This window comes from Bradyrhizobium huanghuaihaiense, from assembly GCF_007830635.1.
Taxonomy (GTDB): domain Bacteria; phylum Pseudomonadota; class Alphaproteobacteria; order Rhizobiales; family Xanthobacteraceae; genus Bradyrhizobium; species Bradyrhizobium huanghuaihaiense.
In genome coordinates, this window is record NZ_VLLA01000001.1 from 80,231 (window position 1) to 95,832 (window position 15,602).

General features: G+C 65.4%; 12 protein-coding genes. 4 read left to right on the forward strand and 8 right to left on the reverse strand.

Annotated elements, in window-relative coordinates; genetic code table 11:
- The first annotated feature begins 161 nt into the window (after positions 1-161).
- A complete protein-coding gene (locus tag IQ16_RS00400) occupies positions 162-3,323 on the forward strand; it encodes an efflux RND transporter permease subunit (protein ID WP_018646685.1) in 3,162 nt (1,053 codons plus the stop codon).
- Between the two features lie 122 nt (positions 3,324-3,445).
- Positions 3,446-4,573: an AAA family ATPase gene (locus IQ16_RS00405; RefSeq protein ID WP_018646686.1), complete on the forward strand. Its 1,128-nt coding sequence runs from the start codon at positions 3,446-3,448 to the stop codon at positions 4,571-4,573.
- 296 nt (positions 4,574-4,869) lie between these two features.
- Here the strand turns inward: IQ16_RS00405 and IQ16_RS00410 are convergent, their stop codons facing one another.
- From IQ16_RS00410 to tkt, 8 genes are all read right to left on the reverse strand, one after another.
- On the reverse strand, positions 4,870-5,664 hold the full coding sequence (locus IQ16_RS00410) for an inositol monophosphatase family protein (RefSeq protein ID WP_018646688.1): 795 nt from the start codon (positions 5,662-5,664) through the stop codon (positions 4,870-4,872).
- 84 nt (positions 5,665-5,748) lie between these two features.
- Positions 5,749-6,831 (reverse strand): tetratricopeptide repeat protein, encoded by a 1,083-nt coding sequence (locus IQ16_RS00415; protein ID WP_018646689.1) that lies wholly within the window; start codon positions 6,829-6,831, stop codon positions 5,749-5,751.
- 8 nt (positions 6,832-6,839) lie between these two features.
- Complete coding sequence (locus IQ16_RS00420; protein WP_018646690.1) at positions 6,840-7,529, reverse strand: thiamine phosphate synthase; 690 nt, start codon at positions 7,527-7,529, stop codon at positions 6,840-6,842.
- A gap of 3 nt (positions 7,530-7,532) precedes the next feature.
- Positions 7,533-8,558 carry a class I fructose-bisphosphate aldolase gene (locus tag IQ16_RS00425; RefSeq protein WP_018646691.1) on the reverse strand — a complete coding sequence of 342 codons (1,026 nt, stop codon included), beginning with the start codon at positions 8,556-8,558 and terminating at the stop codon, positions 7,533-7,535.
- 221 nt (positions 8,559-8,779) lie between these two features.
- Complete coding sequence (gene fba / locus IQ16_RS00430) at positions 8,780-9,847, reverse strand: class II fructose-bisphosphate aldolase (protein WP_018646692.1); 1,068 nt, start codon at positions 9,845-9,847, stop codon at positions 8,780-8,782.
- Positions 9,848-9,898: 51 nt separating this feature from the next.
- Positions 9,899-11,095, reverse strand: coding sequence for a phosphoglycerate kinase (locus IQ16_RS00435; protein ID WP_018646693.1), 1,197 nt, complete (start codon positions 11,093-11,095; stop codon positions 9,899-9,901).
- 152 nt (positions 11,096-11,247) lie between these two features.
- Positions 11,248-12,255: a type I glyceraldehyde-3-phosphate dehydrogenase gene (gap, locus tag IQ16_RS00440; protein ID WP_018646694.1), complete on the reverse strand. Its 1,008-nt coding sequence runs from the start codon at positions 12,253-12,255 to the stop codon at positions 11,248-11,250.
- A 148-nt stretch (positions 12,256-12,403) separates the two neighbouring features.
- A complete protein-coding gene (gene tkt, locus IQ16_RS00445) occupies positions 12,404-14,389 on the reverse strand; it encodes a transketolase (RefSeq protein WP_018646695.1) in 1,986 nt (661 codons plus the stop codon).
- A gap of 371 nt (positions 14,390-14,760) precedes the next feature.
- Between tkt and IQ16_RS00450 the strand changes: the two genes are divergently transcribed.
- Positions 14,761-15,081 carry a DUF4164 domain-containing protein gene (locus IQ16_RS00450; protein WP_020608063.1) on the forward strand — a complete coding sequence of 107 codons (321 nt, stop codon included), beginning with the start codon at positions 14,761-14,763 and terminating at the stop codon, positions 15,079-15,081.
- Entirely contained in the window at positions 15,078-15,461 is a 384-nt protein-coding gene (locus IQ16_RS00455) for a cell division protein ZapA (RefSeq protein ID WP_018646696.1), read from the forward strand. Before IQ16_RS00450 ends, IQ16_RS00455 begins: the two co-directional genes overlap by 4 nt.
- The last annotated feature ends 141 nt before the right edge of the window (positions 15,462-15,602 follow it).

Genomic DNA, 15,602 nt, shown 5'->3' on the forward strand with positions numbered 1-15,602 from the left:
CTCATCCTGAGGAGCCCGCCGGAAGCGGGCGTCTCGAAGGATGGCCGCGGGAGAGAGCCGGGCCTTCATGGTTCTCGCGGCGATGCGCAGCATCGTCCGGAGCGCGCGTTCCGCGCTCCTCACCATGAGGGTCTAACGAAACAACGAGGATAAAACGGCCAATGGCGAGTTTCTTCATCGACAGGCCGATCTTTGCCTGGGTGGTCGCGCTGTTCATCTGTCTGATCGGCGCGATCTCGGTGCCGCTGCTGCCGATCGCGCAATATCCGATCATCGCGCCGCCCTCGATCTCGATCTCGACCAGCTATCCCGGCGCCTCGCCGGAAAACCTCTACAACAGCGTCACGCGGCTGATCGAGGAGGAGCTCAACGGCGCCTCCGGCATCCTCAATTTCGAATCGACCAGCGACTCGCTCGGTCAGGTCGAGATCATCGCCAATTTTCAGCCGGGCACCGATACCAGCGCGGCCTCGGTCGAGGTGCAGAACCGCATCAAGCGCGTCGAGGCGCGCCTGCCGCGCGCGGTGATCCAGCAGGGCATCCTGATCGAGGAAGCCTCCAGCGCGGTGCTGCAGATCATCACGCTGAACTCGACCGACGGCAGCCTCGATGAGGTCGGCCTCGGCGACTTCATGATCCGCAACGTGCTCGGCGAAATCCGGCGCATTCCCGGCGTCGGTCGCGCCACGCTGTATTCGACCGAGCGCAGTCTTCGTGTGTGGGTGGATCCCGCAAAACTGGTCGGCTACGGGCTGACCGCCGACGACGTCAACAAGGCGATCGCCGCGCAGAACGCGCAGGTCGCCTCCGGTAGCATCGGCGCCGAGCCGTCGACCTCGAGCCAGCGCACCTCGGCCCTCGTGCTGGTCAAGGGCCAGCTCTCTTCGCCCGACGAGTTCGGCGCCATCATCCTGCGCGCCAATGCCGACGGTTCGACCGTGCGCCTGCGCGACGTCGCGCGCGTCGAGGTCGGCGGCCTCAGCTATCAGTTCAACACCCGCCTCGACGGCAAGCCGACCGCCGGTCTCTCCGTGCTGATGTCGCCGACCGGCAATGCGCTGGCGACCGCGAGCGCGGTCGAGGCCAAGATGAAGGAGCTGTCGCGCTTCTTCCCGGCCAACATCTCCTACGAGATCCCCTACAACATCACCCCTGTGGTCGAGGCCTCGATCAAGAAGGTGCTGACGACGCTGCTCGAAGCCGTGGTGCTGGTGTTCGTGGTGATGTTCATATTTCTGCAGAACATCCGCTACACCATCATCCCGACCATCGTGGTGCCCGTGGCGCTGTTAGGGGCCTGCAGCACGCTGCTGCTCGCCGGCTACTCCATCAACATGCTCTCGATGTTCGGCATGGTGCTCGCGGTCGGCATCCTCGTCGACGACGCCATCGTCGTGGTCGAGAACGTCGAGCGCATCATGAGCGAGGAAGGCCTGCCGCCGAAGGAGGCGACGCGCAAGGCGATGTCGCAGATCTCGGGCGCCATCATCGGCATCACGCTGGTGCTGATGGCGGTGTTCGTGCCGATGGCGTTCTTCCCCGGCTCGGTCGGCATCATCTACCGCCAGTTCTCGGTGACCATGGTCGCCGCGATCGGCTTCTCCGCATTCCTGGCGCTGTCGCTGACGCCGGCGCTGTGCGCCACGCTACTCAAGCCAGTTACGGCCGGCCACGGCCACGCGAAGCGGGGCGTGTTCGGCTGGTTCAACCGCATGCTCGAGGGCGGCAAAGAGGGCTATTCCCGCACGGTCGGCTTCTCGCTCAAGCGCACCGGCCGGCTGATGCTGGTCTATGTCGCGCTGCTGGTCGGTCTGTCCTGGGCCTTCGTCAATCTGCCGGGCGGCTTCCTGCCGATCGACGACCAGGGCTTCGTCACCACCGACGTGCAGACGCCCTCGGATTCGTCCTATGCCCGCACCGAGGCCGTGATCGAGAAGGTCGAGAAATATCTCGCGCAGCGGCCCGGCGTCGACAACGTTACCTTCCTCACCGGCTTCAGCTTCTCCGGCCAGGGCATGAACACCGCGCAGGCCTTCATCACCTTGAAGCACTGGTCGGAGCGCGGGCCGAAGGACTCCGCCGCTGCCATCGTCAACGACATCAACCGCGATCTCGGGGCGTCGATCCGCGACGCAAAAATCTCGGCGCTGCAGCCGCCGCCGATCGACAATCTCGGCAACTCCTCGGGCTTCTCGTTCCGCCTGCAGGATCGCGGCCAGAAGGGCTATGCGGCCCTGATGCGCGCGGCCGACCAGCTGATCGCGGAAGCCAATGCGAGCCCGGTGCTGCAGAAGGTCTATATCGAAGGCCTGCCGGAGGCGGGCGTCGTCAACCTCGTGATCGACCGCGAAAAAGCCGGCGCCTTCGGCGTCACCTTCGAGGACATCAACAACACGATCTCGACCAATCTCGGCTCGAACTACATCAACGACTTCCCGAACCGCGGGCGCATGCAGCGCGTCGTGGTGCAGGCAGATAGCCGCGACCGCATGCGGACCGAGGACATCCTCAACTACAACGTCAAGAACAGCCGCGGCCAGCTCGTGCCGTTCTCCTCCTTCGCTACGGTGGAATGGGCGCGCGGCCCGACGCAGATCGCCGGCTTCAACTATTATCCGGCGGTGCGCATCTCCGGCGAAGCCAGGTCCGGCTTCACCTCGGGCGATGCCATCGCCGAGATGGAGCGGCTCGCGGGCAAGCTGCCGCGCGGCTTCGGTTATGAATGGACCGGCCAGTCGCTGCAGGAGAAGCTGTCGGGCTCGCAGGCGCCGTTCCTGCTCGCGCTCTCGGTGTTCGTGGTGTTCCTGTGTCTCGCCGCGCTCTACGAGAGCTGGACCATCCCGCTCGCGGTGCTGCTCACCGTGCCGCTCGGCATCGTCGGCGCCGTGGCCGCGGCGATGCTGCGCGGCCTGCCGAACGACGTCTATTTCACCGTCGGCCTCATCACCATCATCGGCCTTGCCGCCAAGGACGCGATCCTGATCATCGAGTTCGCCAAGGATCTTCGGAAAGAGGGCAAGCCGCTGGTGGAAGCCACCATCGAGGCCTGCCGCCTGCGCTTCCGCCCGATCCTGATGACGGGCCTTGCCTTCATCTGCGGCGTGCTGCCGATGGCCATCGCCCACGGCGCCGGCGGCGCCAGCCAGCAGGCGCTCGGCTCCATCGTGATGGGCGGCATGATCGCCGTGGTGATCCTGGCGCTGCTGATGGTGCCGGTGTTCTTCGTCTCCGTGCAGCGCGTGCTGGCGGGAGATCGCGAGCCGAAGGCGGCGCGGGACGGCGAGGCCTACGGGCCACCGGCGCCGGCAAGAGCCGGCCACTGAGCGCCGGATCGGTCGGCTTGCTTTCTCGGGGTCGTCAATCCAGACTGCAGCTCTGGATTGAATGGACATGCATTCGCACTGCGGTGCGAATGCATAGCCAACCCGCCGATTGAGAGCATGTGATGCGTCCGACCGACGTTGCGATCTCCAATTATCGCTCCATTCGCCAGCTCTCGATACCCATTCACCCCTTGTCCGTGTTCGTGGGTGAAAATGGTGTCGGCAAATCCAATCTCTACAAATCCTTGTCGCTGTTGCGCGACGCGGCGGCAGGTCGAATCACGCGCACGATCGCCGAGGAGGGCGGATTGAATTCCGTCTGCTGGTCCGGCCTTCGCAGGCGAGGCGAAGATGGTCGACTGCGTTTGTCGGCCAGATTCGATCGTCTCAGATATTCCATTGAGCTCGGATTTCCCGGCCCGGTTGAGGCGGCATTTTCCGGCGAGCCGATGATCAAGGCCGAAAGTATCGAGGCGACGCAAGGCAGACGAACGGTTCGACTCATGGAGCGGAAAAATTCGCTCGTCAGCGTCCGCGGCGAGAGCGGTGCCTGGAACAGCCACAAGGATGCGGTGCTGCCGTCAGAGACGGCGCTTGCGGGTTTCTCCGATGGCAAGGAATGCCCTGAGATCGAACTGATCAGAAACGCGATGCTGGGCTGGCGATTTTATCATGACTTTCGCACCGATCCGGCGTCGCCGATACGAAAGCCCTGTCTGGCGATCACGACGCCCTCGCTCAGTGCCGATGGAAGCGATTTGGCTGCCGCCCTTGCGACCCTCTATTCCATTCGGGAGGATGCCACCGACCTGCAGGACGCGATCCAGGATGCATTCCCGGGCGCCGAGCTCCGCGCATGGGCAGACAATGGCTTATGTGAATTTGATTTGCAGCTGGCGGATATGCCGCGGCCATTCAAGGCTCACGAATTGTCCGATGGGACGCTGAAATACATCTGCCTGCTCGCGGTATTCATGGGCTATCGGCTGCCGCCCTTCATCGCGCTGAACGAACCGGAGAGCAGCCTGCATCCGTCGCTGCTGGCGCCATTGGCGCGGCTGGTCGCCAAGGCATCACGCCGTGCCGACATCTGGATTGTCACCCATTCGGACCAACTGATGGAGGCATTGCGAAGCGAGAGCTCGGTCCCGCTTCGCCGGGTGATCAAGCAGAAAGGCGCCACGACGATCGAGGGCTTGACCCTCGGCGGTGAGTATCGCGACGAGGAATCCGACGAAGACGACTCTTAGTCGTTGCGGGCCGCGCCGTTGTCGGTCAAGCCGTAAGGCAACAGACCGGTAAGTGGCGCACGCTGTCTCACTCCCTCGCCCCGTGCTTACGGGGAGAGGGTGGGGTGAGGGGCTGCTTCCGCGAACTCGCTTTTCATGTTGCGCTCAGAGCGCCCGACCCGCGCCACGGCCATGTGTGCCGGATCGACTATCGGCTTGGCTAACGTCCTGCCTTGCCCCTCACCCGGATTGCACTGGACGATGCTTCGCATCGCCAGATGCAATCCGACCTCTCCCCGCGGAAGAGCGCGGAGAGGTTAAGTCGCAGGCTTCCGCAAAATCCTCACCAGCTCCCCGTGCACGAACTCGTTCCCGCACACGACGTGGCCCGTAACCAGCGGGTCGCCCGGCGTTGCGATGTCGCTCACGGTGCCACCGGCTTCGCGCACCATCAGCATGCCGGCGGCGATGTCCCAGGATTGCAGATTGCGCTCCCAATAGCCGTCGAGGCGGCCGGCGGCGACGAAGGCGAGGTCGAGCGAGGCGGCGCCGAAGCGGCGCAGGCCCGCGACGCGGTCCTGGATCGCGGTCATCTCGCGGCGGAATTCCTCGTGATCGCCGCGGCCGATATGGGGCAGGCCGCAGGCCACCACGCATTCGTTGAGCTGGCGGCGGCCGGCGACGCGCAGGCGCTGGTCGTTGAGGAAGGCGCCCTTGCCGCGCTCTGAGATGTAGAGCTCGTCATTGGCGGGATTGTAGATCACGCCCGCGATCACCGTGCCCTCGCGGGCGAGGCCGATCGAGATCGCGAATTGCGGGATGCCGTGCAGGAAGTTGGTGGTGCCGTCGAGCGGATCGACGATCCAGGTGTGGCTCTTGTCGGTGCCCTCGCGCATGCCGCCTTCCTCGCCGATGAAGCCGTAGCCGGGCCGGGCCTTGGCGAGGTCCTGGTACAGGATCTCCTCGGCACGCTTGTCGGCGAGCGAGACGAAATTGGCCGGCCCCTTCAGCGAGACCTGGAGATGCTCGATCTCGCCGAGATCGCGCTTGAGGCTGCGGCCGGCGCGGCGCGCGGCCTTGACCATGACGTTGATAGTGGCGGAATACAGCATGAGCTCTAGGTCTTGATCGGGGGAATTGGCGCGAAATCGCGCCTGTTGAGGGATTGGGTGCCCTGCGGGAGCCGCAAGGTCAAGTCATTTGGTCCCGAGCCATTTTTTGGCGGCGGCCTCGGCCTTGGAGCGTTCCTCGGCCGGCAAATCGGACAATTGCTTGTCGAGCTCCGGATCGCCCTTGCCGGCGGTCTTGGCCACCAGGTGCCATTTGAAACCCTCGATCTTGTCCGCGGACGCGCCCATGCCGTTGATCAGCACCCAGGCCAGACGATTCTGTGCAATCGCACTGCCCTGGCGGGAGGCCTTGCGGAGCAACGCGACGGCCGCCGGCTGGTTCTTCAGGGTCCCGGTGCCGTTGAACATGGCGATGGCGTATTCGACCTCGGCATCGACATTGTCGGCCAGCGAGGCAGCCTGCAGCAGGCGCACGGCGCGTTCCGGGTCCTTCGGCACGCCGGTGCCTTCCTTGTAGAAGGTCGCGAGTGCGTATTGCGCTTCGGGCAGGCCGGCGTCCGCAGCCTGGCGCAACAGCTCGGCCGACCGCTTGACGTCCTGCGGCAGGGTCTGGCCGTCGAGATAGAGCAGAGCGAGGTTATAGGCCGCCTTGGGCTCGCCGAGCTTGGCGGCGGAGGCCATCAGCTTGACCGCCTCGCCCTTGTCGACCGGTCCGCCGCGGCCGGAGATGCGCAGCATGGCGAGCGCGAACATCGCCTCGCGGTCGCCGGCATCGGAGGCCCGCTTGTACCATTCCAGCGCCTTGGCGTAGTCGCGCCGGATGCCCATGGCGTTGGAATAGAGCTCGCCCAGCATGGTCATCGCCTTGGGATCGCCGGTTGCAGCGCGGGCGGTGGCGAGCTCGAACGCCGTCTTGTACTGGCCGCGCTGATAGGCGCCGAACACCAGGTCGACACCGGGCGTATCGGTCGGAGGCGCCGGGATCACGGTCGCGGGCAGGGCCGGCTTGGGGGAGGCGGCGGGCTTGGGCGAGGCCGAAGGTTTCGGCGCCGGCGCGGCCTCCTTCTTCTTGGCGGGCGGCGGCGCCTTGGGCTTCTGCTTCTCGGCCGCAGGGCTCGGCGTCGTGGCCGGCGGCGTGATCTGGAGCTGTGCGGCCGCCGGCGCCGTGAGCAGCAGCGTGGCCAGAATGGTGATGCGCGGGAGCTTCATGTCGGGCGCTAGCCGTGCTCCTGGCCGGCAGTATCCTGGCCGCCAGACGCGGCCGCATGGGCCTTCTTGATCGCAGCATCGGCCTCGATGAGCGCAGCCTTTGGTCCGCGCGGATCGGCCCAGATGAACTCACCGACCAGCACGAAATCGGCGCCGCTGGCCGCGAAGTCGTAGGCCTCTTCCAGCGACGTCGCAAAGCCGACGCAGGGCGGCTCGAACAGCTCGGCCCACCAGTCCAGCCGCTCGGCAATCGCCTGCGCCGACGGCCGCTGGCCCTTCGCGTCGGGCTCGCCGAACAGCAAATAGTCGGCACCGATCTCGCCCGCATCCATGGAATGGTGCCGCGTCGTCAGCCCGCCGACCCCGGCGATGCGATCGGGCTTGAGCGATGGCAGCGCCTCCTTCAGCGCGGCGATGCCGGGCAGGTGTGCGCCGTCGGCGCCGCCCCGTGCGACCAGCTCAGGATGGCCGTCGACGAGCAGCGCTGCGCCCGCCTTCTGCACCGGCGGCGCCAGCGCCTTGATGCGCGTGATCATGGTGCGCTGGTCGGTCTCCTTCAGTCGCAGCAGCACGGCCGCAACGTCGGCGGCGGCGAGCAGGCCCGGCAATTCGGCGACGAGCGCAGCGGGATCATCGACGACAGGCGTCGCGAGATAGAGACGCGGCGCCGGGCGCGGCGGGGGCGGTTTGTTCGACAAGATCTAGGCTGCCTTCTTTTCCAGGCTACTTTGCCATTCGCCCTTGGAGGCGAGGCCGTTCATGCGGGCGCGATGGCTGAAGGCGCGTTGTCCGGCCGCGACGTTCTCGGCCTTGCCGGACCAGGCCTTCTGCGGCGCGGCCTGCAGCGCGCGGCCGTAGGAGAAGGTCAGGCCCCAGGGCAGCGGACCGAGCTTGTGCATGGCGTTGAGATGCGCGGTTGCCTCCTCGTCCGACTGGCCGCCGGAGAGGAAGGCGATGCCCGGCACGGCTGCGGGTACACAGGCCTTGAGGAGGCGCACGGTTTTCTCCGCGACCTCTTCCACGCCAGCCTGCTTCGGTGACTTCTTGCCTGAGATCGCCATGTTCGGTTTCAGCACCATGCCTTCGAGCGCGACGCGCTGCACGCGCAATTCCTGGAACGTCTTGTTGAGCACGCGCTGGGTGACGTCATAGCAGCGGTCGATGTCGTGGTCGCCGTCCATCAGCACTTCCGGCTCGACGATCGGCACGATCTGCGCGGCCTGGCACAGCGCGGCATAGCGCGCCAGCGCATGGGCGTTGACGCTGATCGCCGTCATCGAGGGGATGCCGCTGCCGATGTCGATCACCGCGCGCCATTTGGCGAAGCGCGCGCCGCGCTCGTAATATTTCTTCAGGCGCTCGGCGAGCTTGTCGAGCCCGACGGTGACGAGCTCACCCGGGCACATCGGCAGGGCCTGCGTACCCTCGTCGACCTTGATGCCGGGAATGGCGCCGCTCTGCTCGATCAGCTTAATGAGGGGCGTGCCGTCCTTGGCATCCTGCCAGATCGTCTCGTCATAGAGGATCACGCCGGAAATATACTGGCTCATGGCTTCGTTGGAGCGGAACAGCATCTCTCGGTAGTCGCGGCGATTGGCTTCGGTCGATTCCACGCCGATTGCGTCAAAACGCTTCTTGATGGTGCCGGAGGATTCGTCGGCGGCAAGGATACCCTTGCCGGGGGCAACCATGGCGGTCGCGATCCTGTTGAGCTCAGTCAGATTCATCGAGAGGTCCTCCCAAAACGATTCTGCCCTTGCCTGTGAAAATAGACCGTTCTCGGGCAATTGCCGAGTTAACGTTCGTCGCAGGGTAAAGCCGTTCTCGGTCATTCCGGGATGCGCCGAAAGGCGCAGGCCCGGAATCCATAACCACAGCCTGGGGTTATGGATTCCGGGCCCACGCTTCGCGTGTCCCGGAATGACGGGAGTGGAGTGCTCCGAGGGCCTTACGCGACCTTCGGGTCGAGCTCGCCCTTGGCGTAGCGCTTGGCCATCTCGGCGGTGGTCAAGACCTTCTTGATCTTGGAGGCCTGGCCTGCGGTGTTGAACTCCTGCAGGCGCTGCTTGCACAGCTTGGTCATCGCTTCCATCGCCGGCTTCAGGTACTTGCGCGGATCGAACTCTTCCGGATTGTCCTTCAGCACCTTGCGGATCTGGCCGGTCATCGCCATGCGGTTGTCGGTGTCGATGTTGATCTTGCGCACGCCGTGCTTGATGCCGCGCTGGATCTCGGCCACCGGCACGCCCCAGGTCGGCTTCATCTTGCCGCCATAGGCGTTGATGATGTCCTGCAGGTCCTGCGGCACCGAGGAGGAGCCGTGCATGACGAGATGCGTGTTCGGCAGCTTGCGGTGGATCTCCTCGATCACGTTCATGGCGAGGATGTCGCCGTCGGGCTTGCGGGTGAACTTGTAGGCGCCGTGCGAGGTGCCCATCGCGATCGCGAGCGCGTCGACCTTGGTCTCCTGCACGAACTTCACGGCCTCGTCCGGATTGGTCAGGAGCTGGTCGTGGCTCAGCTTGCCCTCGGCACCGTGGCCGTCTTCCTTGTCGCCCATGCCGGTCTCGAGCGAACCGAGCACCCCGAGCTCGCCTTCCACCGAGATACCGCCGAGATGGGCCATGTCGGTCACGGTCTTGGTGACGCCGACATTGTAGCCCCAGTCGCCCGGCGTCTTGCCGTCGGCCTTGAGCGAGCCGTCCATCATGACGGAGGTGAAGCCGGCCTGGATCGCGGTCATGCAGGTGGCGGCCTCGTTGCCGTGGTCGAGATGCACGCAGACCGGGATGTGCGGATAGATCTCGGTGACCGCGTCCATCATGTGCTTGAGCATGATGTCGTTGGCGTAGGAACGCGCGCCGCGCGAGGCCTGGATGATGACGGGGGCGTCGACCTGGTTGGCCGCGTCCATGATCGCCAGCGCCTGCTCCATGTTGTTGATGTTGAAGGCCGGTACGCCGTAATCGTTCTCCGCCGCATGGTCGAGCAATTGACGTAACGTGATCCGAGCCATGTGTCTTTTTCTCCGTTTGGGCCTATGGGCCGCTTCTTTCTTGCCGACGAATTACTTGATGCGCAGGACTTCGACGCCGGGTAGGGGCTTGCCTTCCATCCATTCAAGAAATGCGCCACCGGCGGTCGAGACATAGGTGAAGTCACCGGCCACATGGGCCTGGTTGAGCGCCGCAACGGTGTCGCCGCCGCCCGCGATCGAGATCAGCTTCTTGGCCTTGGTGCGTCCGGCCGCATGCTTGGCGGCCGCCATGGTGCCGCGGTCGAACGGCTGCAGCTCGAAGGCCCCGAGCGGGCCGTTCCAGACCAGGGTTGCCGCATCGTCGATCGCGGCCTGGACGCGCACGACCGATTGCGGGCCGACGTCGAGGATCATGCCGTCGGCGGGGATCGCATCGAGGCCATAGGCATGCGAGGGCGCGTTCGCCGCGAAATGATAGGCGACGGTGGCATCCACCGGCAGGATGATCGCGCAGTTGGCGGCTTCCGCCTTCTCCATGATGCGCAGCGCGGTCGGCGCGAGGTCCTTCTCGGCCAGCGACTTGCCGACCGCGACGCCCTGGGCGTGCAGGAAGGTGTTGGCCATGCCGCCGCCGATCACCAGCGCATCGACCTTGGTCACGAGATTTTCGAGCAGGTCGATCTTGGTCGAGACCTTTGCGCCGCCGATGATGGCGATGACCGGCTTGGTCGGCGAGCCCAGCGCCTTCTCCAGCGCATCGAGCTCGGCCTGCATGGTGCGGCCGGCATAGGCCGGCAGCTTGTGGCCGAGGCCTTCGGTCGAGGCGTGCGCGCGGTGCGCCGCCGAGAACGCGTCGCTGACCCAGATGTCGCCGAGCTTTGCGAGCTCCGCGACGAAGGCGGGATCGTTCTTCTCTTCCTCTTTGTGGAAGCGGGTGTTTTCGAGACACAGAATGTCGCCGTCGTTCAGGCTAGCGACGGCCGTGGCCGCCGGCTCGCCGATGCAGTCATCGGCGAAGGCGACGGGCTTCTTCACGACCTTCGACAGCGCTTCGGCGACGGGCTTCAGCGAGTCCTTGGCATCGCGGCCCTTCGGTCGGCCGAAATGCGCGAGCAGGATGACCTTGCCGCCCTTGTCCGAGATTTCGGTGATGGTCGGCGCGACGCGCTCGAGCCGGGTTGCGTCGGTGACGCGCCCGTTGTCCATGGGCACGTTGAGATCGACGCGCAGCAGCACGCGCTTGCCCTTCACGTCGACGTCGTCGAGGGTGCGGAATTTGTTGGTCATCGGAGCCCCTTGTCCCGGGCGCATAGCGGCGCGCAGTGCCGCTGTGCAGAACCGGGACCCACGTTGCGGCGAGTCCCGCGGTTAAGATGGGTCCCGGCTCTGCGGAGCAGCGCAAGCGCGCTGCGCCGCGTCCGGGACACGAAGACCTTGGCTTAGATCACCTTCGCCAACGCGACGGCGGTGTCCGCCATGCGGTTCGAGAAGCCCCACTCGTTGTCGTACCAGGACATCACGCGCACCAGCGTGCCGTTCTGCACCTTGGTCTGGTCCTCGTGGAAGGTCGAGGAGTGCGGATCGTGGTTGAAGTCGATCGAGACGTTCGGCGCGCTGGTGTAGCCGAGGATGCCCTTGAGCTGCTGCTCAGAGGCGCGCTTCATCGCCGCGTTGATTTCCTTGGCATCGGTGGCGCGCTTGGCGACGATCTTGAGGTCGACCACCGAGACGTTCGGGGTCGGCACGCGGATCGCGACGCCGTCGAGCTTGCCCTTCAGCTCGGGCAGCACGAGGCCGATCGCCTTGGCGGCACCGGTCGAGGTCGGGATCATCGACATCGCAGCCGCGCGGCCGCGGTAGAGATCCTTGTGCAGCGTATCCAGCGTCGGCTGGTCGCCGGTATAGGCGTGGATCGTGGTCATGAAGCCGGTCTCGATGCCGACGAGATCGTTCAGCACCTTGGCGACCGGCGCGAGGCAGTTGGTGGTGCAGCTTCCGTTGGAGACGACCAGATGATCCTTGGTCAGCGTGTCGTGATTGACGCCGTAGACGATGGTGGCGTCGGCGCCGTCGGCGGGCGCGGAGACCAGCACGCGCTTGGCGCCGGCGGTCAGATGCGCGGAGGCCTTGTCCTTCGAGGTGAAGATGCCGGTGCACTCGAGCGCGATGTCGACGCCGAGATCCTTCCAAGGCAGCTTCGAGGGATCGCGCTCGGCGGTCACCTTGATCTTGTTGGCGCCGAGGCTGATCGAGTCACCGTCGACGGTGACGGTGCCGGGGAAGCGGCCATGGACGCTGTCGAAACGCAGCAGATGGGCATTGGTCTCGACCGGGCCGAGATCGTTGATGCCGACGACCTCGATGTCCTTGCGGCCTGACTCGGCGATGGCCCGCAGCACGTTGCGGCCGATGCGGCCAAAACCGTTGATTCCGACGCGGACTGCCATGTTTCGTCTCCTTCAATGACCGTTGTCGTCCCGCACAACGCGCTTCGCGCGCCTGCGTGGGTTTTTTAGGGCGGACGCCCGGTTCGGCCGGGCGGGGGCTTGATCATATGAGACGTTACGTAGTCCTTTTTTTTGGCAAGCTCAACTCTCAGCTAACGCGCTTCAGCACAGCGTTAACCGCAGCCTCGGCGGTGATGCCGAAATGCTTGTAAAGCTCCTTCGCCGGACCGCTTTCGCCGAACGAATGCATGCCGATGAATTCGCCATCCTGGCCGATCACGGCATCCCAGCCCCAGCGGACTGCGGCCTCGATTGCGACCTTCACCGGCGCATTGCCGATGATGGCGGCGCGCTTGGCTTCTGGTTGCGCTAACAAAAGCTCGAGCGAGGGCACCGACACCACCCGTGACGCGATGCCGCGCTCGGCGAGCTGCTTCTGCGCGGCAACCGCGATCTCGACCTCGGAGCCCGACGCGAACAGCGATACCTTGGCTTCGCCCTGCGCCGGAACCAGCTCATAGGCGCCCGCCGCGCACGGAGTGTCGTTCGGCGCGGTGGTGCGGAGCTGCGGCAGGTTCTGCCGCGTCAGCGCCAGCACGGTCGGACCGTCGACGCGGTTCAGCGCCAGTTCCCAGCACTCGGCGACCTCGATGGAATCGCAGGGGCGGAACACGCGCATGTTGGGCATGGCGCGAAGTGCGGCGAGATGCTCGACCGGCTGATGGGTCGGGCCGTCCTCGCCGAGACCGATGGAATCGTGGGTCATCACGTAGACGACGCCCGCGCCCATCAGCGCGGCAAGGCGCATCGCAGGCCGTGCGTAGTCGGTGAAGACGAGGAAGGTCGCGCCGTTCGGTGCGAAGCCGCCATGCAGGAAGATGCCGTTCATCGCAGCCGCCATGCCGTGCTCGCGGATGCCGTAATGGATGAAGCGGCCCTTCGGCGTCTTCGCCGAGAAGGCGGTCGCCGACTTCGCCTTGTTGTTGTTGGAGCCGGTGAGGTCGGCCGAGCCCGCCAAAAATTCCATCGGCATCGCGGCTGCGATCGCCTCGATCGCCGCTTCCGACGATTTGCGCGTGGCGGCAACGAGCGGCTTCTCCAGCAGCTCCTTCTTGTGTGCGCGCAGCGCCTTTGCGAGCGAAGCCGGACGCTCATGGCGCAGGCGGCGCTCGAACTCGGCGCGCTTGCGGCTGCCGAGCTCGCCGAGCCGTGCCTCCCATTCCTGACGTGCCGCAGCGCCCCGGCTGCCGGCTGCACGCCACGCCTTCAGCACGTCGTCGGCGACCGCGAACGGCTCGAGCGAGATGCCGAGATTTTCCTTGGCGGCCTTGAGCTCGTCGGCCCCTAACGCCTCGCCGTGCACCTTCGAGGTGCCGGCCTTGTTCGGCGCGCCGAAGCCGATGGTGGTGCGGCAGGCGATCAGCGTCGGCTTGTTGGATTTTTGCGCGCGCATGATCGCAGCGGCGATTGCGGCCTGGTCCTGGCCGTCGATCTTCTCGGCGGCCCAGCCGGCGGACTTGAAGCGCTTCACCTGGTCGACGGAATCGGCGAGCGAGGTCGGGCCGTCGATCGAGATGCCGTTATCGTCATAGAGCACGATCAGCTTGTTGAGCTTCCAGTGCCCGGCCATCGCAATCGCTTCCTGCGAGACGCCTTCCATCAGGTCGCCGTCGGAGGCGAGCACATAGGTGTGATGGTCGACGATCTTCTTGCCGAACTCGGCGGCGAGCATCTTCTCGGCGAGCGCCATGCCGACCGCGGTCGAGATGCCCTGGCCGAGCGGACCGGTCGTGGTCTCGATGCCCTTGGTGCGGAAGTTCTCGGGATGGCCGGGGGTCAGCGAATCGACCTGGCGGAACTGCTTGATCTGGTCCAGCGTCATCTCGGCATTGCCGGTGAGATACAGCAGCGAATAGAGCAGCATCGAGCCGTGGCCGGCCGACAGCACGAAGCGGTCGCGGTCCGGCCAGGCGGGCGCGGCAGCGTCGAATTTCAGGAACTGCGTGAACAGCACCGTGGCGATGTCGGCGGCGCCCATCGGCAGGCCGGGATGGCCCGATTTCGCCTTCTCGACGGCGTCCATCGAAAGGCCGCGGATGGCGTTGGCCATACGGGTGTGGTCGACCTGCGTCATGTCTGAAATCCGTCTGAAATGAGGCGCTTGGCGTGCACGCCCGCGCGGGGAAGGAGCCTTTCGGCCGCTGGAAGGTCGGGGCTGGGATAGCACCTCAGTTCCGGGAGTCCAAGGCAATCAAACGCCCGTTTGACCGTAAAAGTTGCCTGTATGGAGCCCGGTTTTCCCCGGGGATTGCACCGGGAGGAATTGACGGATCAGGACGATGCCTTCCGATCTATCGGTGCACAATTTCGGGGCGGCGTTGCGCTTGGCTAGCTTGCCACGTAAATTTCTGCTTCTAACCGCTTGCCGAACCGAGTCTTTTGCCGGACGGCAAGCTCCAGGGAAAGGCCACTGGGCAAAGGCCGCCAGGTTCCGCCGCTGACTGCATGAACGATCGCGTGTCCAACAGCTCTGCCATGACGGAGTCCTCCGCCGTCGAGATCGAGATCGCGACCCGCAGGCTCATGGCGGCTCTCGATGCGCTCGAAAGTGCGGTCGAGCGGCGGCGCGATGCCGATCGCGACGAGAACGAGCTTGCGGCGCGAATCCAGGCCTTAGGCGCGGACCGCTCGCGGCTTGCCGACGAGCTCGACGGCGCGCTGGTGAAGGCGCGCAAGCTCGAGCGCACCAATCGCGAGATCTCCGACCGGCTGGATTCCGCGATCGTCACGATACGCTCGGTGCTCGATACCGGAGAGGATGGATGAGCCACATCAACGTCACTATCAATGGCCGGCAATACCGCATGGCCTGCGAGGAGGGCCAGGAGGTGCGGCTGCTCAAGCTCGCCGAAACCCTGGAGACACGCATCCAGTCGCTGCGCGGAAAATTCGGCGAGATCGGCGATGCACGCCTCACCGTGATGGCCGCGCTGACCGTCTGCGACGAGCTGGTCGACACCACCAACCGCGTCCGAACCCTGGAGCAGGAATTGACCGAGCTGCGGGATTTCCGCAACGCGGCCGTCGAGCGCGCCCGCATGACCCAGACCGCGGTGGTGAACGCCCTGAACGCCGCCGCCGAACGCATCGAGAAGTCGACCCAGGTCCTGAACCGGACCGTCGGCAACGGAATTGCGATCGGGTAGAGGCTGCGGATCGCATTTGGTTTCTCGATCTGTCCACGCGCCCTTGCCCTCCCCTGGAGGGGGAGGGTCGCAACGCATGGAGCGCAGCGGAATGCGATGCGGGGTGGGGTGATCTCTCCACTCGGGCACTGTTCGTGTGGA